The sequence below is a fragment of the Streptomyces mayonensis genome, assembly GCF_018982965.1.
Taxonomy (GTDB): Bacteria; Actinomycetota; Actinomycetes; order Streptomycetales; family Streptomycetaceae; genus Streptomyces; species Streptomyces mayonensis.
The window spans coordinates 1-18,065 of record NZ_JACBYP010000062.1; the positions used below are offsets into that span (position 1 = coordinate 1).

An 18,065-nucleotide genomic window follows, 5' to 3' on the forward strand; every position below is an offset into this window, starting at 1 on the left:
CCCCGGTTCCGGTGGGGGAGCCGGGACGGCCGGGCCCTCCGGCGTCCGGCGCGGCGCGCTTCCGTGCTCATGCACCCCCCGTTTCCTCGGGCCCGGGCCGTCCTCCGGCACGGGCCGGTGATGGAATCCTGCCCCGGCCCGGCACGGACCGATCCCGTCCCGGGCACGCATACCCGCACGCGACACCCGCCATCCCGGCAGGGCTCCCCGCCCTGCGCCGGGGCCGGGGCCGCCGTGCGTGCGCGTCACTCTACGGCGTGACCCCGCCCTGCGGGGAACCAGTCCGGCGCACCCGTGGCATTGGCCCGGATCGTCCCCTACCCTGCGGTAATCCCGTCTGGCAGGCTGCGTCCATGACTGCGCGCGCCTCCGACCGGACCCGGTACGACCGGGCCACCGCTCATCTGGACGCCCCCGTGGCGATCGTCGACCTGGACGCCTTCGACGCCAACGCGGACGACCTGCTGCGCCGGGCGGGCGGCAAGCCGATCCGGGTCGCCAGCAAGTCCGTACGCTGCCGTGCGCTGCTGGAACGGGTCCTGGAGCGGGAGGGTTTCGCGGGCGTGATGTCGTTCACGCTGGCCGAGTCCCTGTGGCTGGCGCGCTCCGGTTTCGAGGACGTGCTGCTCGCCTACCCGTCGGCGGACCGCGCCGGGTACGCCGAACTGACCGCCGACCCGAAGCTCGCCGCCGCCGTGACCGTGATGATCGACGACCCGGCGCAGCTGGACCTGGTCGACGCGGCGCGCGACGGCGGCCGTGAAGTCGTACGGGTCTGCCTGGAGTTGGACACCTCGCTGCGGCTGCTCGGCGGGCGGGTGCGGGTCGGGGCGCGTCGTTCCCCGCTGCACTCCCCCGCCGAACTCGCCGACCTGGCCCGGGCGGTGGACCGCCGGCCGGGGTTCGAGGTCGTCGGTGTGATGGCGTACGAGGGCCATGTCGCCGGTGTCGGGGACGCGGTGGCCGGGCGGCCGCTGCGGTCGCGGGCCGTGCGGCTGATGCAGGCCGCCGCCCGGCGCGAACTCGCCGAGCGCCGGGCCGCCGCGGTGCGGGCCGTGCGGGCCGTGGTGCCCGGCCTGGAGTTCGTCAACGGCGGCGGCACGGGCAGCGTGCAGCACACGGCCGCCGAGGACGCGGTGACGGAGATCGCCGCCGGTTCCGGGCTGTACGTGCCGCGCCTGTTCGACCACTACACGTCGTTCACCGGACGTCCCTCGGCTCTGTTCGCGCAGCCCGTCGTACGGCGGCCCGGGGTCGGGGTCGTGACCGTGCTCGGCGGGGGCTACCCGGCGTCCGGCGCGGCCGGTGCCGACCGGCTGCCGGTGCCGTACCTGCCCGAGGGGCTGCGCTACGACCCCCAGGAGGGCGCCGGCGAGGTGCAGACGCCGCTGCTGGGCTCGCCCGCCGACGACCTGCTCGTCGGCGACAAGGTGTGGTTCCGGCACGCCAAGGCCGGGGAGCTGTGCGAGCGCTTCGACGCGCTGCACCTGGTGGAGGGGGACGCGGTGACGGCGACGGTGCCGACGTACCGGGGCGAGGGGCGCACCTTCCTGTGAGGCATGTGGGGCGTGTGGAGCCTGTGAGGCCTCTCGGGCCCGTGGAGCCTGTGGGGCGTCTGAGGCGTGCGGGTCAGTCCGTCGGTCCGATGCCGCTGCCCACGCCGCCGCCGGTGTCGGCGTCGCCGACGGGCCGGATGCCCTTGGTGATGGTGTCCATGTCGGCCGGCGGCGGACCGTCCTCACCGGCGTCGAAGACGTAGCGGACGAGGATCGGGGACTCGGTGCCGACGGTGGAGGGGAACACCATCGACTGCACGTAGCCGCCGGGCCCCTGGGCGGTCCTCACCCGCCAGCGCACGTAGTAGCCGGCGCGTCCGGCGACCGCGACGGGCCCCGCCGCCACCTCCTCGTGGGACTCGATGCCGCCGAAGGGCTTGTTGCCGATCAGGTCGCGGTCGTAGGCGTCGTCGGCGGCGTCCTCGATGTCCTCCTGGGCGAGGACCTTCGGGGAGGACTCGGCGTTCGCGGTGACGGTGCGGGAGACGACGCGTCCGTGCCGGCACACGCTGCCGTCGGCGGGGCAGTCGTAGGTGCCGTCCGTGGTCATCATGACGTCGTCCTCGGCGACGTTCTGGGGCCGGACCCAGCCGTCCGGCAGCGGGAAGGAGACGCCGTTGAGCTGGTCCTCGACCACGGCCGGGTCGTCGGCGGAGGGTCCGGAGGTGCTGGGCGAGGGGGACGGCGGGTCGCTCACGGGTGCGGGGTCGGTGGCACTGGCCGTGGCGGGCGGGGCCTGGGTGCCGGGGCTGCCGGCGTCGTCCTCGCCCAGGAGGACGACGCCGGTGACGACCGCCGCGACCACGACGGCCGCGGCGGCGGTCAGGGCGACGGCCTTGGCGCGTCCGCCGCCGCCCCGCCCGGCCCCGCCGCCGGTGCGCAGCGGCACGGTCACCGGCTGGACGGGCTGCACGTGGTGGTGCGACTGGTGTTGGTGTGTCTGGTGGTGGGGCTCCTGGGTCTGCCCCGGGGCGGGGCCCGCGGCCGCGCCGTACCCGGTGGGTTCCGGCGTCCGCCGGTGCTCGGCCCAGGCCGTGCCGTCCCACCACCGCTCCTGGTGCGGGGCCGACGGGTCGCGGTACCAGCCGGGCGGCGGCGTCATGCTCATCCCGGCACTTTAGGACGCCGCGCCCGCCGAGCTACAGCGGTGTGACGTACGCCCCGGAGATCCCGCCGTCCACCAGGAAGTCCGTGGCGTTGACGAAGGAGGAGTCGTCGCTGGCGAGGAAGGCGACGGCGGCGGCGATCTCCGTGGCCTCGGCGAAGCGGCCGAGCGGGATGTGCACCAGGCGGCGCGCGGCCCGCTCCGGGTCCTTGGCGAACAGTTCCTGGAGCAGCGGGGTGTTGACCGGGCCGGGACACAGCGCGTTGACGCGGATACCTTCCCGCGCGAACTGCACGCCCAGTTCCCGGGACATGGCGAGGACGCCGCCCTTGGACGCGGTGTACGAGATCTGCGAGGTGGCCGCGCCCATCCGGGCCACGAAGGACGCGGTGTTGATGACGGACCCCTTGCCCTGGCGCCGCATGTAGGGGATGGCAGCCTTGCAGCACAGGTAGACGGAGGTGAGGTTCACCTCCTGGACGCGCTTCCACGCCTCCAGGCCGGTCTCCAGGATGGAGTCGTCGTCGGGCGGCGAGATGCCCGCGTTGTTGAACGCGACGTCGACACTGCCGCAGGTGTCGTACGCCGCCGCGAACAGCGCCTCGACCTGCTCGGGGTCGGTGACGTCCACCTTGACGAAGGTGCCGCCGGTCTCCTCGGCCGCGGCCCGGCCCCGGGTCTCGTCCACGTCGCCGCAGACGACGTGCGCGCCCTCGGCGGCGAGCCGGCGGGCGGTGGCGAGGCCGATGCCGCTGCCCGCTCCGGTGACGACGGCACTGCGGCCGACGAGCCTGCGGCAGACGATGTCTTCGCTCACTGTGCGGGGCCCTCCATGCTCGATTCCGTGCTGGATTCCGTGCGCGATCCCGTGCTCGACGAGATGTTGCTGATGAAGACGTTCTTGGTCTCGGTGAACGCGGCCAGCGCGTCCGGGCCGAGTTCGCGGCCGAGCCCGGACTGCTTGAATCCGCCGAACGGCGTCCAGTACCGGACACTGGCATGGGAGTTGACGGACAGGTTCCCGGCGCGCACCGCGGCGGACACACGCAGGGCACGGCCGACGTCCCGGGTCCACAGCGAGCCGGACAGGCCGTAGTCGGTGGCGTCGGCCAGGCGGACCGCGTCGGCCTCGTCCTCGAAGGGCAGGACGACGGCGACGGGCCCGAAGACCTCCTCGACGGCGACGGGCGCGTGCGGGTCGGTGCCGGTGAGGACGGTCGGCGGGAACCAGAAGCCGGGCCCGCCCTCGGGCGCCCTGCCGCGGATACCGGCGGCGTCGTCGGGGACGTAGGAGCGCACCCGTTCCAGCTGGGCCCGGGAGATCAGGGGGCCCATCTCGGTGCTCTCGTCCGCCGGGTCGCCGACGCGTACGGCCTCGATCGCGGGGGCGAGGAGGGCGAGGAAGCGGTCGTACACGGAGCGCTGGACGAGGATGCGGGTGCGGGCGCAGCAGTCCTGGCCGCTGTTGTCGAGGAAGGACATGGGCGTGGCTGCCGCGGCGGCCTCGAGGTCGGCGTCGGCGAAGACGATGTTGGGGCTCTTGCCGCCGAGTTCGAGGGTGACGGGCTTGAGGAGGGCCGCGCCCTTGGCGGCGACCTGTCGGCCCACGGCCGCCGAACCGGTGAAGACGATCTTCGCCACGCCGGGGTGCCCGACGAGGGCGTCGCCGGTGACGGGTCCGTGGCCGGGCAGCACCTGGAACAGGCCCTCGGGCAGTCCGGCCGCCAGGGCCAGTTCGGCCAGGCGCAGTGCGGTGAGCGGGGTCGTCTCGGCGGGCTTGAGGAGGACGGCGTTGCCCGCGGCGAGCGCCGGTGCGGTGCCCCAGGCGGCGATGGGCATCGGGAAGTTCCAGGGAGCGATGACGCCCACCACGCCGAGCGGTTCCAGGAACGTGACGTCCAGGCCGCCGGCCACCGGGATCTGGCGCCCGGTGAGCCGCTCCACTCCTCCGGCGGCGTAGTCGAGCAGGTCGCGGACGTTGCCGGCCTCCCAGCGGGCGTTGCCGACGAGGTGCCCGGCCTCCCGGACCTCCAGTCGGGCCAGTTCCTCCACGTGCGCGTCGACGGCGGCGGCGAACCGGCGCAGCAGCCGGGCGCGGTCGCCGGGGGCGAGGGCGGCCCAGGCGGTCTGGGCCCGGGCGGCCCGTACGACCGCGGCGTCCACGTCGGCCGCGGAGGCCGCGGGGACGGTGGCGACGACCTCTTCGGTGGCGGGGTTCAGTACCCGCAGCTCGTCGGGGCGCTTCTCGGACAGCTCGGACAACCGGTGCCTCACATGCGTTCGAAGGAGCGGCGCAGTTCCCAGTCGGTGACGGCGGCGTCGAACGCGTCCAGCTCGACGCGCGCCATGTTGCGGTAGTGGGCGACGACCTCGTCGCCGAAGGCGGCCTTGGCGAGGGCGCTGTTCTCCCACAGCTCGGCGGCCTCGCGCAGGGTGGTCGGGACGTGCTCGTAGTCGCCGGTGTAGGCGTTGCCGGCGCACGGTTCGGGCAGTTCCAGCCGCTGTTCGACGCCGTGCAGTCCGGCGGCGACCATGCCGGCGACGGCGAGGTACGGGTTGACGTCGCCGCCGGGCAGCCGGTTCTCGAAGCGCAGGGAACGGCCGTGGCCGACGACGCGCAGCGCGCAGGTGCGGTTGTCGCGGCCCCAGGCGACGGCGGTGGGGGCGAAGGAGCCGGGCTGGAAGCGTTTGTAGGAGTTGATGTGCGGGGCGTAGAGCAGGGAGAACTCCCGCAGCGCCACGAGTTGCCCGGCGAGGAAGTGCCGCATGACCCCGGACATGCCGCCCTCGCCGTCGCCGGCCATCACGCTGGTGCCGGTCCGGTCGGCGAGCGAGAGGTGGATGTGGCAGGAGTTGCCCTCGCGTTCGTTGTACTTCGCCATGAAGGTGAGGGACATGCCCTCCTGGGCGGCGATCTCCTTGGCGCCGGTCTTGTAGACCGCGTGCTGGTCGCAGGTGACCAGGGCCTCGTCGTAGCGGAAGGCGATCTCGTGCTGGCCCGGGTTGCACTCGCCCTTGGCGGACTCGACGGTGAGGCCGGCGCCGGCCATCTCGTTGCGGATGCGGCGCAGCAGGGGTTCGACGCGGCCGGTGCCGAGGACGGAGTAGTCGACGTTGTACTGGTTGGCGGGGGTCAGGCCGCGGTAGTTCGCGTCCCAGGCGTGTTCGTAGGTGTCGCGGAAGACGATGAACTCCAGCTCCGTGCCGACCTGCGCGGTGTGCCCGTGCCCGGCGAGGCGCTCCAGCTGGCGGCGCAGGATCTGGCGGGGCGCGGCGGACACCGGGGTGCCGTCGTCCCAGGCGAGGTCGGCGACGGCCAGCGCGGTGCCCTCGTTCCACGGGAGGCGGCGCAGGGTGTGCAGGTCGGCGTGGAGGGCGAAGTCGCCGTAGCCGCGGTCCCAGGAGGACATGGCGTAGCCGTCGACGGTGTTCATGTCGGCGTCCACGGCGAGGAGGTAGTTGCAGCCCTCCGTGCCGTGCGCCAGGACCTCGTCGAGGAAGAAGCGGGCGGCGAACCGCTTGCCCTGGAGGCGTCCCTGCATGTCCGGGAAGGCCAGGACGACGGTGTCGACGTCACCGGCGGCGACGAGGGCGTGCAGTGCCTCGACCCCGAGCGGGGCTGTGCGGTCTGCCACGGGGAGAGCCTCCTTCTGGCCGGGAGCCATAAGGTATTGCCGGGAACCTTTGCTTGGGAAGGGGGCGCGGCCGCATGCCGGAGGAAACCGGGGGGAGCGTGGCGGACCGGCTCGCGCCGGTGCTGCGGCCGGTGCGGGCGGGAAACGGCTTCGAGGAGGCGCTGGAGCAGATCCTCCAGGTGGTCAGGCTGGGCCTGGTCCCGGCCGGCGAGCGGCTGCCGGCCGAGCGGGTGCTGGCGGAGCGGCTGGGCATCAGCCGGGTGACGCTGCGCGAGGTGCTGCGGGTGCTCCAGGACCAGGGGCTCGTGGAGGCCCGGCGGGGCAGGTACGGCGGGACGTTCGTACGGCCCCGGGCCGACGCGGGCGGCGAGGACGAGCTGCGGCGCCGGGTGGCGGGGGTCGACATCGAGGACGTACTGAGCTTCCGCGAGGTGCTGGAGGTGGGCGCGGCGGGTCTGTGCGCGGCGCACGGACTGGCGCCGGCGCGGGCGGCCCGGCTGCGCGAGGCGCTGGCCGCCACACGGGACGCGCCCCTCGCGCAGTACCGGCGGCTGGACACGCGGCTGCACCTCGTCCTCGCGGAGCTGTGCGGTTCGCCGTCGCTGGCGGCGCAGTACGCGGCGGTCCGGGCGACCCTGAACGACCTGCTGGACTGCATCCCGCTGCTCGTGCGCAACCTGGAGCACTCCCAGCGGCAGCACGCCGCCCTGGTGGCGGCCGTCCTCGCCGGCGACGCGGACGGGGCGCGGGAGATCAGCAGGGAGCACTGCGCGGGGACGGCTGCGCTGCTGCGCGGCTTTCTGACCTGAGGGTACGTGCGTGAGTTGCCGTGGAGTGGCGGCGCGGCAAAGGTATGAGGGCATCCCATTGCGGGGCGACGAGGAGGTTCGGAAGGTGGCGGACAGGCCGCTGATCGGCGTCAGTACGTACCTGGAGTCCGGGGCGCGCTGGGGCGTGTGGGAGCTGGAGGCGGCGCTGCTGCCGGCCGGGTACCCGCGGCTGGTGCAGCGGGCGGGCGGTCTGGCGGTGATGCTCCCGCCGGACGCGCCGGAGCGGGCCGCCGCGACGGTGGCCCGCCTGGACGGGCTGGTGATCGCGGGCGGCCCGGACGTGGAGCCGGTCCGCTACGGCGCCGATCCCGACCCGCGCACGGGTCCGCCGGCCCCGGCCCGGGACGCGTGGGAACTGGCGCTCGTCGGGGCGGCCCTGGCCGCGCGCGTCCCGCTGCTGGGCATCTGCCGGGGCATGCAGCTCCTCAACGTTGCCCTGGGCGGCACGCTCGTCCAGCACGTCGAGGGCCACGTCGAGGCGGTGGGCGTGATCGGCCGGCACCCGGTGAAACCGGTACCCGGGACGCTGTACGCCGGTGTCGTCCCGGAGGAGACGTCCGTACCGACCTACCACCACCAGGCGGTGGACCGGCTCGGCACGGGTCTCACCGCGTCGGCACACGCGGCGGACGGCACCGTGGAGGCCGTGGAACTGCCGTCAGGGCAGGGCGGCTGGGTCCTGGGGGTGCAGTGGCATCCGGAGATGGGCGAGGACGTGCGCGTGATGCGGGCGCTGGTGGAGGCAGCGGGAGACAGCTGACCCGGGGTGCCCGTCCACCGCGGCGGACTGACCCGGGTGCCCGCCCACCGCGGCGGACTGACCCGGGGTGCCCGCCCCACCGCACGGACTGACCCGGGGCGGCCCGTCCCACCGCAGCGGGCTGGCCCACGGTACGCCCCCCCCAGAAGCCCGCCCGGCCTCGGTGTGCGTCCCGCAGCAGCGACCGGCCCGCGTCGCACGCCGCTACCCCTGTGTCCGCGGCGCACGCCCCTACCCCTGGGTCAGCGACAGCAGGCGCCGGGCCGGGCCCGTCGGGCGGTGACCGGTGGGCCAGACGGCGCGCAGGTCGCGGGCGAGGGCGACGTCCGCGACCGGGACGCTCACCAGGCGCCGGGTCGTCAGCTCCTCGCCGACGGCCAGCTCGCTGAGGACGGAGGGGCCGGCGCCGCCCACCGCGGCCGCCTTCACCGCCGTCGTCGACGACAGCTCGATCAGCGGCCGGGCCAGACCGCCCAGGGCCGCGTCCAGGACCTGCCGCGTGCCCGAGCCCTTCTCCCGCAGGATCAGCGGCGTGGAGGCCAGTTCGGCCGCCGCGAGCGGACGGCGACGGCGGGCCCACGGGTGGCCCGGCGCGGCCACGACGACGAGCCGGTCGTGGCCGATGACCACGGAGTCGAGGCCCGCGGGAACACTCACCCCCTCCACGAAGCCGAGGTCGGCCTCGTCGGTCAGCAGGCGCTCCGCCACCGCCGTCGAGTTGCCGGCGAGCAGGGAGACCGCCGTGTCCGGCAGCTGGGTGCGCAGCGCCACCAGCCAGCCCGGCAGCAGGTACTCGGCGATCGTCATGCTCGCCGCGACCCGCAGCCGTGAGTCCCGCCGGTCCCGCAGTGCCTGGGCCCCCGCGTCGAAGGCCTCGGCGGCCTCCACGATCCGCCGCGCCCAGTCGGTGACCAGTGCGCCCGCGTCGGTGAGCCGGGACCCGCGCGGCGAACGGTCCACCAGGGCGACGCCGAGCTGGCGTTCCATGGAGCGGACACGGCTGCTGGCGGCGGGCTGGGTGATGCCCAGCTCCCGTGCCGCCCCGCCGAGACTGCCCAGGCGCGCCACGGCCAGCAGCAGCTCGAGCGCGCCGAGGTCGGGCACCCGGTGCGTCAGCGAACCCGGTACGTGCCGTCCCGCTCCGGCCTGCCCGCCCCCTGCACCGCCACCCTCGCCGCCCACGCCACCCGTAGCCTCAGCACCGTCCGCGCTTCCCGCGCTCCCGGCGCTCCCGGCGCTCCCCGCACGCTTCGTACCCCTGCTCATAACCCCAGCTTATGTCCTCATAGGAAGATGACCTCTGGTCAGGCACCCGGCCCGCAGCGACCGTGGAGCCATGGTCACCGCAGCCCGTCCCCGCTCCCCCGCCACCGTCCCGGCCCGCCGTGTCCCGGCCGTCCGTCACCTCGGACCCAACTGGTACGCCTGCGTCATGGGCACCGCGATCGTCGGCAGTGCGGGAGCCGCGCTGCCCTGGCGCGTACCAGGCCTCCGCACGGCCTGCACCGCGGTGTGGGCGCTGTCCCTCCTCCTGCTCGCGGTGCTGCTGGCGGCCCGGTACCTGCACTGGCGCCACCACCGCGACCAGGCCCGCGCGCACCTGCTGGATCCGGCCGCGGCCCCTTTCTACGGCTGCCTGTCGATGGCCCTGCTGGCGGTGGGCGGCGGGGCCCTGGCCGTCGGCCGGGACTGGATCGGCACCCCGGCGGCCGTCGCGCTGGACGCCGTGCTGTTCACCGCCGGTACGGCCGTGGGGCTCGCGGCGGCCGTGGCCGTGCCGTATCTGATGGCCGTACGGCACCGGGTGGCTCCCGGAGAGGCCAGCCCGGTGTGGCTGCTGCCGCTCGTCGCGCCGATGGTGTCCGCGGCCGTCGGGCCGCTGCTGGTGCCGCACCTGCCGCCGGGGCAGGCGCGGCAGACGCTGTTGCTGGCCTGCGTGGCGCTGTTCGGCGTGAGCCTGCTCGCGACCCTGGTGACGCTCCCGGTGATCTTCGGCAGGCTGCTCACGGGCGGTCCGCTTCCGCTCGCGCTCACCCCGTCGCTGTTCCTGGTGCTCGGCCCGCTCGGGCAGTCGACGACGGCCGTGGGGAAGTTCGCCGATGCGGCGCCGGGTGTCGTTCCGGGGCCGTACGCCGAGGGCTTCTCGGTCTTCGCCGTGCTGTACGGGGTGCCGGTCATGGGTTTCGCGCTGATGTGGCTGTCTCTCGCCCTCGCGCACGTGGTACGGGCCCGCCGCGCGGGCATGGGCTTCTCGATGACGTGGTGGTCCTTCACCTTCCCGGTCGGCACCTGTGTCACCGGCGCCGAGGCGCTGGCCCGCGAGACGGGGCTCGTGGTGTACGACGGGCTCACCGTCGCCCTGTACGGCGCACTCGTCGCGGCCTGGGCCGTCGCCGCCACGCAGACCGCACGCGGCCTGGTCAGCGGCGCGCTGCTCGCAGGGCCGCGCCCAGCGCCCGGGGCGCCCCGGCCAGCGACGGTCCGTACCACGTGAGGCTCCGCCCGTCGACGAGGGCGCAGGGCAGGCCGGGGAAGGCCTCCGGGCCGTCGTCGGCGGTGAAGCGGTACGGCTCGTCCGGCAGCACCACGAGGTCCGGGCGGGCGGCCCGCAGGTCCTCCACCGGGATCCTCGGGTAGCGCTCGGCGTGGCGGGCGTGGAGGTTCTCCACGCCGAGCCGGGACAGGACGTCGCCCGCGAAGGTGTCGCGGCCGAGCACCATCCAGGGCCTGCGCCAGACCGGTACGACGGCGGTGACGCGCGGCCGGGGCTCCGGCAGGCCCGCCCAGGCCGCCTCCGCCTCGTCCAGCCAGCGCGGCCGGGAGGGAGCGCCGCAGGCGGTCAGCACCCGGTCCAGTTCGGTGAAGGCCTGCGGCACGGTCCGGACCTCCGTCACCAGCACCTCGACGCCCGCCGTACGCAGGGCGTCCAGGTCGGGGGCGCGGTTCTCCTCCTCGTTGGCGACGACGAGGTCGGGGGCGAGGGACAGGATCCGGTCGGTCTCCGGGTTCTTGGTGCCGCCGACGCGTACGACGTCGAGTCCGGCCGGTCGGCTGCACCAGTCGGTGGCGCCGGCCAGGGCGCCGGGGACGGTGCGAGCCACCGCCTCGGTCAGCGACGGCACCAGCGAGACCACTCTCACCGGCGCGCGCTCCTCACCGGCGGGGTCCTTCCCGGACGGCCTCGATGTGCTCGGAGACAGCGACGACGATCAGCCGGGTGTCGGGGACCGTGGCCCGCCACCGGTGCCGCACGCCGCCGGTGAGGTAGAGCGTGTCACCGCGTCCCAGCCGGTAGGCGCGGCCCTCGGCCTCGATCTCCACGGCGCCCTCGGCGACGAACATCAACTGGTCGTTGCGGTACTGCAGTTCCCGGCCTGCGTCGTGGTCGCCGGTGAACTCGGAGGCGTGCATCTGGTGGTGTCCGCGCACCAGCGAACGCACCCGGGGCGCCAGCGCGGGGTCGGGCTCCTCGGCACGGACCACGTCGACACTGCACGCGGGGTCCGCGGCGGCGAGCAGCTCCACGGCGGTGGTGCGCAGGGCGTCGGCCACCTTCTCGAGGGAGCTCTGGCTGGGCCGGGCCCGGTCGTTCTCGATCTGGCTCAGGAAGGGCACGGACAGGCCGCTGCGCTCGGCGACCACGGCGAGGGTGAGTTCGAGGGTCCGGCGCCGTCGGCGTACGGCCGCGCCGACCCGGAGGTGCTGATCTTTGTGGTCGCCCATCGCTCCGGCTCCCTCCTTCGCTCGTCGTCGTACCGTCGCCGTACCCCGTTCGGGGCGCCGTCCTCCTGATGAGTTCTCTGCACCCTACGCATGTTCGGCAAACCGTTTCAGGCGGCCGCCACATCGGCGTAAACGGTGCGGTGGCCCGGACCTCATGTTTCCCGCCACCCGGCGGCCCCGCCCACCGGCCTCACCCGTACAAGGTCCCGGGGATCCCGTCTGTTCCCGTCAGCCCTTCCGCGGCGGGCGGGGCGAGGCTCAGGCACGCACTTCGCTCTCCGTGGTTGGCCGAATCCTTACCGTGTCCGTCTTCCACACGGACCGAGGGGTGGACCCGGCCTCACGGCGGGTCCACCCCTCGGGCGGCCGTACTACTGGGTTGCTGCTCGGTTGCCGGACGGTCACCCGCCCGGTTCCGCTACTGGGGGGTCATCCGGCCGACCATGTCCGGGTGCTCCTCCAGCCAGGCCGCGACGGCTTCCTCCTCGTGGCCCTGACCGCGGTCCTTGATCTCGGCCTCCAGGCTGCCGAGCTCGTCCTCGCTCATCTTGAAGTTCTTGAGCCACTTCGTGAACTGCGGGTACTGCTCGGGGAACTGCTTGCTGGAGATGTTGCGGATCGTGTTGCTCTCGCCGAACGCCGTCTTCGGGTCCTTCAGCTTGGTCAGCTCGTACTCGCTGTAGGCCCAGTGCGGCGTCCACAGGGTGACCGCGACCGGCTCCTTCTTGGCGAGGGCGCGCTTGAGCTCGGCCAGCATCGCCGGCGAGGAGCCGTCGACGACCTCGTACTCGTCCTCGAGGCCGTAGCCCGGCACGACCTGGTTCTTCAGCAGCTGCATCTGACCGGTGCCGGGTTCGATCCCGATGATCTTCCCGTCGAACAGGTCGCCCTTGCCCTTGAGGTCCGCGATGGACTTGACGTCCTTCACGTACGACGGGACGGCGATGTCGAGGGAGGTGCGTTCGTACCAGGTCCCCAGGTCGGTGAGGTTGTTCTTGTGTTTGTCCCAGTAGTTCTTCTGGCCGTAGGGCAGCCAGGCGTCGAAGTTGACGTCGAGGTCGCCGGAGGCCAGACCGGTGTAGGCCGGGCCGACGTCCATCTGCTTCAGGTTCAGCTTGTAGCCGCGCCGCTCCAGGACGTTCTTCCACAGGTAGCTGACGGCGATGTCCTCGTCCCAGGGGAAGAAGGCCACGTCGACGGGCCGCTTGGCCTCGGCGGGGGTGTCACCGCTGCCGCCCTCGACCGGGGCGAGCTTGTCGACGACGCCCGGGTTGGACTTCAGCCAGGTGCGGACGGCCTCCTGCTGCTTGCCCTTGCCGGACTTGTTGATCTCGGCCTCGAGGCTGGTCAGCTGCTTCTCGCTGAACTTGAAGTCCTTCATCCACTGGGCGGCGGTGGGGTCGTCACCGGCGAAGCCCTTGCGGGAGAGCAGGTGCACGCCGTCGCCCTGGCCCCAGGCGCCCTTGGGGTCCTTCAGCTTCTTCAGGTCGTAGTCGTTGTACGCCCAGTGCGGGGACCAGAGCGTGACGACGATCGGTTCCTTCTTGCTGATGGCCCGCTTCAGCTCGGCCAGCATCGCCGGGGTGGAGCTGTCGACGACCTTGTACTCCTGGTCGAGGCCGTACTCCTTGGCGACCGTGTCCTTCAGCATGCCCATCTCACCGGCGCTGGACTCGATGCCGGTGATCTTGCCGCCGAACTGGTCGGCCTTGCCCTTGAGGTCCGCCAGCGAGTTGATGTCCTCCATGTAGGCGGGGACGGTCAGCTCCAGCGAGGTCTCGTCGTACCAGGAGCCGAGGTCGTCCAGCCGGTCGCCGTACTTCTTCCAGTACTGCTCGTGGGTGGTCGGCAGCCAGGAGTTGGTGACGATGTCGATGTCGCCCTGGGCCAGCGAGGTGTAGAGCGGCCCGGCGTCGAACTGCTTGGCCTCGACCTCGTAGCCGCGCTGTTCGAGGATCTCCTTCCACAGGAACGTGGAGGCGACGCCCTCGTCCCACGGGACGTAGCCGAGGGTGACCTTCTTGCCCTCGCCGACCTTGCTGCCGCTCGCGACGCTCTCGGAGTCGTCCGAGCCGCCGAAGACGCCCATGCCGCCGGCCACCAGGCCGAGGATCACGACGCCGATCACGGCGACCTGCGGACGGGGGCGGTAGGACCAGATCTTCAGTCCGCCGAGGCTGCGGGCCTTGGCGGCGGCGCGGCGGCCGAGCGGCGAGACCTGGGTGCCCAGGGCGCTGGTCATGCGGTCCAGGTAGATCGCGAGGATCACGATGGCCACACCGGACTCGGAGCCGAGGCCGACGTTCAGCTGGCCGATGGCCTCGTTGACGTCGCCGCCGAGGCCGCCGGTGCCGACCATGCCGGCGATCGCGGCCATGGACAGGCCGAGCATGATGACCTGGTTGACGCCCGCCATCACCGTCGGCAGGGCCAGCGGGAGCTGCACGCGCAGCAGGGTGTTGCGGGGCGTGGTGCCGAAGGCCTCGGCGGCCTCGACCAGTTCCTTGTCGACCTGCCGGATGCCCAGCTCGGTCATGCGCACGCCCGGGGCGAGCGCGAAGATCAGGGTGGCGACGATGCCCGCGGAGGCTCCGGTCCCGAAGAACAGGATCGCCGGGATGAGGTAGATCATCGCGGGCAGCGTCTGCATGAAGTCCAGCACGGGCCGGACGATGCCGCTGACCCGGTCGGAGCGCGCCGCCCAGATGCCGACGGGTACCGCGACGACCAGCGCGATGATCGTGGCGACGAGCACCAGCGCGAGGGTGACCATCGCGTTTTCCCACAGTTCCATGGAGACGATGAACGCGAATCCGAGGAAGGTGAGGACACCGGCGAACGTGCCGCGCAGCCAGAAGGCGATGACGGCGAAGATACCGGCGAGGAGCAGCGGTTCGGGCGCCTGGAGGACGGCGTTGATGCCGTCGTAGGTGCCGGTGAAGACGGTCTTCAGGAAGTCGAAGAGCCACGCGACGTGGTCCAGCAGCCAGTCGACGGTGCTGTTGACCCAGTCGCCGAGCGGGATCCTAGGCACGAGCCATCACCTTCCCGCCCTTGTCGCGCGGGCTGTCGCAGGTGCCGGGCTCGGCCGTCTCGTCGCCGAGGAAGCCCACGAGACGGCGGGAGGGGACCACACCGACGAGCCGGTCGTCGTCGCCGTCGACGACCGCGACCGCGTGCGGGACGCGGGCGCTGATCGCGCACAGCTCGGTGAACGGCGTGTCGGGCCTCGCGGTCTCGCACGCGCAGTCGGCCTCGTCGCCGCGCACCTCGGTCTCCATGACGGCGCGCGCCGTCAGGACCCGGGAGCGGTCGACGTCCTGGGTGAACGAGGCGACGTAGTCGTTGGCGGGACGTATGAGGATGTCCTGCGCGGTGCCTATCTGCACGATCCGGCCGTCCCGCATGACGGCGATGCGGTCGCCCAGGCGCATGGCCTCGTTGAGGTCGTGGGTGATGAAGACGATGGTCTTCTTCAGCTTCTTCTGCAGTTCGATCAGCTGGTCCTGCATGTCGCGCCGGATCAGCGGGTCGAGCGCACTGAAGGACTCGTCCATCAGCAGCAGCTCGGCGTCCGTGGCGAGCGCGCGGGCCAGGCCGACGCGCTGCTGCATACCGCCGGACAGCTCGTCCGGCCAGGACTTCTCCCAGCCGGCCAGGCCGCACAGGGCGAGCGCCTCGTCGGCGCGGCGTTCGCGCTCGGCGCGGGGCACGCCCTGCACTTCGAGACCGTAGGCAGCGTTGTCACGGACGCTGCGGTGCGGGAAGAGCGCGAAGTGCTGGAAGACCATGCTGATCTTCCGGGAGCGGACGTCGCGCAGCTGGCGCTCGCTGATCTCGGTGAGATCCTCGCCGCCGAAGCGGACATGCCCGTCCGTCGGCTCCGACAGACCGTTGAGCATGCGCAGCAGCGTGGACTTGCCGGACCCGGACAGCCCCATGACCACGAAGATCTCGCCGGGCTCCACGGTGAAGGACGCGTCGATGACGGCGGCCGTGGTCCCGTCGGCGCGCAGTTCCTCCCGGTCGGCTCCCTGACGCAGCCGGTCGACCGCCTGGGCCGGTTTCCTGCCGAAGACCTTGTACAGGTTTTCGGCCTCTAGTCTGGCTGACACGCTTACCTCTTGAGTCGGGGGCAGGGACACGGGCATGAAGGCCGGTCCTGCATGAACCCACTGCTACGAAGACTCGCTAACAGTTGAATGCATCAACCAGCTTCGGCCCGGCTGCGCGCCTGCCCCGTTCCTTATGCGCCAAACATACGAGTGACCCAGTTCACACGTTCTCCATCGCCCGTCCACACGTCCTACGGCATGATCGAGGCGTGACCGGACGACTGATGCTCCTCGACACCGCCTCCCTCTACTTCCGCGCCTACTTCGGCGTACCGGACTCCGTCAGGGCACCCGACGGCACCCCGGTGAACGCGGTGCGCGGGCTCCTCGACTTCATCGACCGCCTGGTGCGGGACCACCGGCCCGACCACCTGGTCGCCTGTATGGACGCCGACTGGCGGCCGCAGTGGCGGGTCGAGCTGATCCCCTCCTACAAGGCGCACCGCGTCGCCGAGGAACACCCGGCGGGGCCGGACGAGGAGGAGGTGCCCGACACGCTGTCGCCGCAGGTCCCGGTCATCGAGGCCGTCCTCGACGCGCTCGGCATCGCCCGGGTCGGTGTGGCCGGATACGAGGCCGACGACGTCATCGGCACGTACACCGCGCGGGCCGCGGGACCCGTCGACATCGTCACCGGCGACCGGGACCTCTACCAGCTCGTCGACGACGCCCGCGGCGTGCGCGTGCTCTACCCCGTCAAGGGCGTCGGCACCCTCAGCCTCACCGACGAGGCGGCACTGCGCGAGAAGTACGGGGTGGACGGCCGCGGCTACGCCGACCTGGCGCTGCTGCGCGGCGACCCGAGCGACGGCCTGCCCGGCGTGCCCGGGATCGGCGAGAAGACGGCGGCGAAGCTGCTCGCCGAGTTCGGGGACCTGGCCGGCATCCGGGCCGCCGTCGGCGACCCGGCCGCGAAGCTCACGCCCTCGCAGCGCAAGCGGCTGACCGGGGCCGCCCCGTACCTCGATGTCGCCCCGAAGGTCGTCCGGGTCGCCGACGACGTGCCGCTGCCCGACGTCGGCACCGCACTGCCGCGCGCCCCGCGCGACGCGGCGGCCCTGGAGGGGCTGGCCGCCCGCTGGGGCCTGGGCGGATCGCTGCAGCGCCTGCTGACGACCCTCACCGCCTGAACGGTCGGCGTGCCGACGGCTTCCAGGAGCCACATACGGGCCGGGGATGCTAGCTTAGGTAAACCTAAGCTATAGATCGACACCGCACCGCAGGGAGCAGGGAGGCCGTGATGGCAGACCGTCCGGTACGCAAGCCGCGCAAGCCGCACACCGCACAGGTCGTCCGCACCGAGCGGCTGACCCCGCACATGCAGCGTGTGGTGCTCGGCGGCGAGGGTCTGGCCGCGTTCTCCGCGGACACCTGCACCGACCACTACGTGAAGCTGCTGTTCCCCTCCGGGGGCGCCACCTACCCGGAGCCGTTCGACATGGAGCGGATCCGCGAGGAGTTCCCGCGCGAGCAGTGGCCGGTGACCCGCACCTACACGGTGCGCCACTGGGACCCCGAGCACCGTGAGATGACGCTGGACTTCGTCATCCACGGCGACGAGGGGCTTGCCGGGCCCTGGGCCCAGCGGGTCCGGCCGGGCGAGACCGTCCACTTCATGGGGCCCGGCGGCGCCTACGCGCCCGACACGTCTGCCGACTGGCACCTGCTCGCCGGTGACGAGAGCGCGCTGCCCGCCATCGCCCGGTCCCTGGAGGCGCTGCCCGACGGTGCCCGGGCCTTCGCCTTCGTGGAGATCGACGGGCCCCACGAGGAGCAGAAGATCGACTCCGACGTGGAGGTCGTCTGGCTGCACCGCGGCGACCGCCCGGTCGGCCAGGCCCTGGTCGAGGCGGTGCGCGCGCTGGAGTTCCCCGCAGGCCGCCTGCACGCCTTCGTCCACGGCGAGGCGGCCTGTGTGAAGGAGCTGCGCCGGTACCTGCGGGTGGAGCGCGAGATCCCCCGCGAGGACCTGTCCATCTCCGGCTACTGGCGGCTCGGCCACAACGAGGACGGCTGGCAGGCCTCGAAGCGCGAGTGGAACGCCCGCATCGAGGCCGAACAGGAGCCGGGCGCCACCGCCGCGTAACGCCCCGCCCCGCCGAGCACCCGGCGGGCCGCACCTTCCAGCGGGCCACACCTTCCAGTCGGCAGCCCGGCACCCCGGCACCCCGGCACGAATGCCCCCGGCAGCAACCGCCGCGCGACCACCTCTGCCGGCGTGCCGGGCGCACGCGCACCCAAGCACCACCGCGGGCCACCCCCTGCGCCCCGCACACGCCCTCCCCGAACGAACCGCCACCACCCCACCGGCACCCCGCGCCGCGCCGGCCCGCGCCCCGGC

15 protein-coding genes are annotated in these 18,065 nt (G+C 73.1%); 6 read left to right on the forward strand and 9 right to left on the reverse strand.

What is annotated here, in order from left to right:
* The first annotated feature begins 353 nt into the window (after positions 1–353).
* Positions 354–1,556 carry an amino acid deaminase/aldolase gene (locus HZS56_RS22275; RefSeq protein ID WP_216722537.1) on the forward strand — a complete coding sequence of 401 codons (1,203 nt, stop codon included), beginning with the start codon at positions 354–356 and terminating at the stop codon, positions 1,554–1,556.
* Positions 1,557–1,629: 73 nt separating this feature from the next.
* Here HZS56_RS22275 and HZS56_RS22280 read toward each other — a convergent pair whose 3' ends face one another.
* From HZS56_RS22280 to HZS56_RS22295, 4 genes are read right to left on the reverse strand one after another with little or no spacing between them, the layout of a single operon-like run.
* A complete protein-coding gene (locus HZS56_RS22280) occupies positions 1,630–2,658 on the reverse strand; it encodes a DUF2510 domain-containing protein (RefSeq protein ID WP_216722571.1) in 1,029 nt (342 codons plus the stop codon).
* 37 nt (positions 2,659–2,695) lie between these two features.
* Positions 2,696–3,478, reverse strand: coding sequence for a 3-oxoacyl-ACP reductase (locus HZS56_RS22285; protein WP_216722538.1), 783 nt, complete (start codon positions 3,476–3,478; stop codon positions 2,696–2,698).
* Positions 3,475–4,914 (reverse strand): aldehyde dehydrogenase family protein, encoded by a 1,440-nt coding sequence (locus HZS56_RS22290; RefSeq protein ID WP_216722572.1) that lies wholly within the window; start codon positions 4,912–4,914, stop codon positions 3,475–3,477. The genes HZS56_RS22285 and HZS56_RS22290 overlap by 4 nt, the downstream gene beginning before the upstream one ends.
* Positions 4,915–4,931: 17 nt before the next feature.
* Positions 4,932–6,296 carry a glutamine synthetase family protein gene (locus HZS56_RS22295; RefSeq protein WP_216722539.1) on the reverse strand — a complete coding sequence of 455 codons (1,365 nt, stop codon included), beginning with the start codon at positions 6,294–6,296 and terminating at the stop codon, positions 4,932–4,934.
* Positions 6,297–6,370: 74 nt separating this feature from the next.
* On the opposite strand from HZS56_RS22295, the gene HZS56_RS22300 reads away from it, so the two are divergent.
* Together HZS56_RS22300 and HZS56_RS22305 are read left to right on the forward strand one after the other, a co-directional pair.
* Entirely contained in the window at positions 6,371–7,105 is a 735-nt protein-coding gene (locus HZS56_RS22300; protein ID WP_216722540.1) for a FadR/GntR family transcriptional regulator, read from the forward strand.
* An 85-nt stretch (positions 7,106–7,190) separates the two neighbouring features.
* Positions 7,191–7,886 (forward strand): gamma-glutamyl-gamma-aminobutyrate hydrolase family protein, encoded by a 696-nt coding sequence (locus HZS56_RS22305; RefSeq protein WP_216722541.1) that lies wholly within the window; start codon positions 7,191–7,193, stop codon positions 7,884–7,886.
* A gap of 231 nt (positions 7,887–8,117) precedes the next feature.
* Here the strand turns inward: HZS56_RS22305 and HZS56_RS22310 are convergent, their stop codons facing one another.
* The gene (locus HZS56_RS22310; protein WP_253914670.1) at positions 8,118–9,152 is read right to left on the reverse strand and encodes a LysR family transcriptional regulator; all 1,035 of its coding nucleotides are present in this window, start codon (positions 9,150–9,152) and stop codon (positions 8,118–8,120) included.
* 70 nt (positions 9,153–9,222) lie between these two features.
* On the opposite strand from HZS56_RS22310, the gene HZS56_RS22315 reads away from it, so the two are divergent.
* Positions 9,223–10,380: a TDT family transporter gene (locus HZS56_RS22315; RefSeq protein ID WP_216722542.1), complete on the forward strand. Its 1,158-nt coding sequence runs from the start codon at positions 9,223–9,225 to the stop codon at positions 10,378–10,380.
* Here HZS56_RS22315 and HZS56_RS22320 read toward each other — a convergent pair.
* The 4 genes from HZS56_RS22320 to HZS56_RS22335 all read right to left on the reverse strand — a co-directional run bounded on the left by HZS56_RS22320 (position 10,307) and on the right by HZS56_RS22335 (position 15,724).
* Complete coding sequence (locus tag HZS56_RS22320; RefSeq protein ID WP_216722543.1) at positions 10,307–11,026, reverse strand: helical backbone metal receptor; 720 nt, start codon at positions 11,024–11,026, stop codon at positions 10,307–10,309. The two genes, HZS56_RS22315 and HZS56_RS22320, sit on opposite strands and share 74 nt — an antisense overlap.
* A gap of 13 nt (positions 11,027–11,039) precedes the next feature.
* Positions 11,040–11,609, reverse strand: a complete 570-nt coding sequence (locus HZS56_RS22325) for a helix-turn-helix domain-containing protein (protein ID WP_216722544.1) — start codon at positions 11,607–11,609, stop codon at positions 11,040–11,042.
* Between the two features lie 418 nt (positions 11,610–12,027).
* Complete coding sequence (locus tag HZS56_RS22330) at positions 12,028–14,643, reverse strand: ABC transporter permease/substrate binding protein (RefSeq protein ID WP_216722545.1); 2,616 nt, start codon at positions 14,641–14,643, stop codon at positions 12,028–12,030.
* On the reverse strand, positions 14,636–15,724 hold the full coding sequence (locus HZS56_RS22335) for a quaternary amine ABC transporter ATP-binding protein (protein WP_216722546.1): 1,089 nt from the start codon (positions 15,722–15,724) through the stop codon (positions 14,636–14,638). Before HZS56_RS22335 ends, HZS56_RS22330 begins: the two co-directional genes overlap by 8 nt.
* A gap of 224 nt (positions 15,725–15,948) precedes the next feature.
* Between HZS56_RS22335 and HZS56_RS22340 the strand changes: the two genes are divergently transcribed.
* Positions 15,949–16,854, forward strand: coding sequence for a 5'-3' exonuclease (locus HZS56_RS22340; RefSeq protein ID WP_216722574.1), 906 nt, complete (start codon positions 15,949–15,951; stop codon positions 16,852–16,854).
* A gap of 110 nt (positions 16,855–16,964) precedes the next feature.
* Positions 16,965–17,810 carry a siderophore-interacting protein gene (locus HZS56_RS22345; protein WP_216722547.1) on the forward strand — a complete coding sequence of 282 codons (846 nt, stop codon included), beginning with the start codon at positions 16,965–16,967 and terminating at the stop codon, positions 17,808–17,810.
* Positions 17,811–18,065: the final 255 nt, after the last annotated feature.

Bases quoted from the DNA above. Each gene is read 5' to 3' on its own strand.
- HZS56_RS22325 (WP_216722544.1), bottom strand. From the start codon at position 11,609: ATGGGCGACCACAAAGATCAGCACCTCCGGGTCGGCGCGGCCGTACGC.
- HZS56_RS22340 (WP_216722574.1), top strand. From the start codon at position 15,949: ATGCTCCTCGACACCGCCTCCCTCTACTTCCGCGCCTACTTCGGCGTA.
- HZS56_RS22315 (WP_216722542.1), top strand. From the start codon at position 9,223: ATGGTCACCGCAGCCCGTCCCCGCTCCCCCGCCACCGTCCCGGCCCGC.
- HZS56_RS22275 (WP_216722537.1), top strand. From the start codon at position 354: ATGACTGCGCGCGCCTCCGACCGGACCCGGTACGACCGGGCCACCGCT.
- HZS56_RS22345 (WP_216722547.1), top strand. From the start codon at position 16,965: ATGGCAGACCGTCCGGTACGCAAGCCGCGCAAGCCGCACACCGCACAG.
- HZS56_RS22280 (WP_216722571.1), bottom strand. From the start codon at position 2,658: ATGACGCCGCCGCCCGGCTGGTACCGCGACCCGTCGGCCCCGCACCAG.
- HZS56_RS22300 (WP_216722540.1), top strand. From the start codon at position 6,371: ATGCCGGAGGAAACCGGGGGGAGCGTGGCGGACCGGCTCGCGCCGGTG.
- HZS56_RS22310 (WP_253914670.1), bottom strand. From the start codon at position 9,152: ATGAGCAGGGGTACGAAGCGTGCGGGGAGCGCCGGGAGCGCCGGGAGC.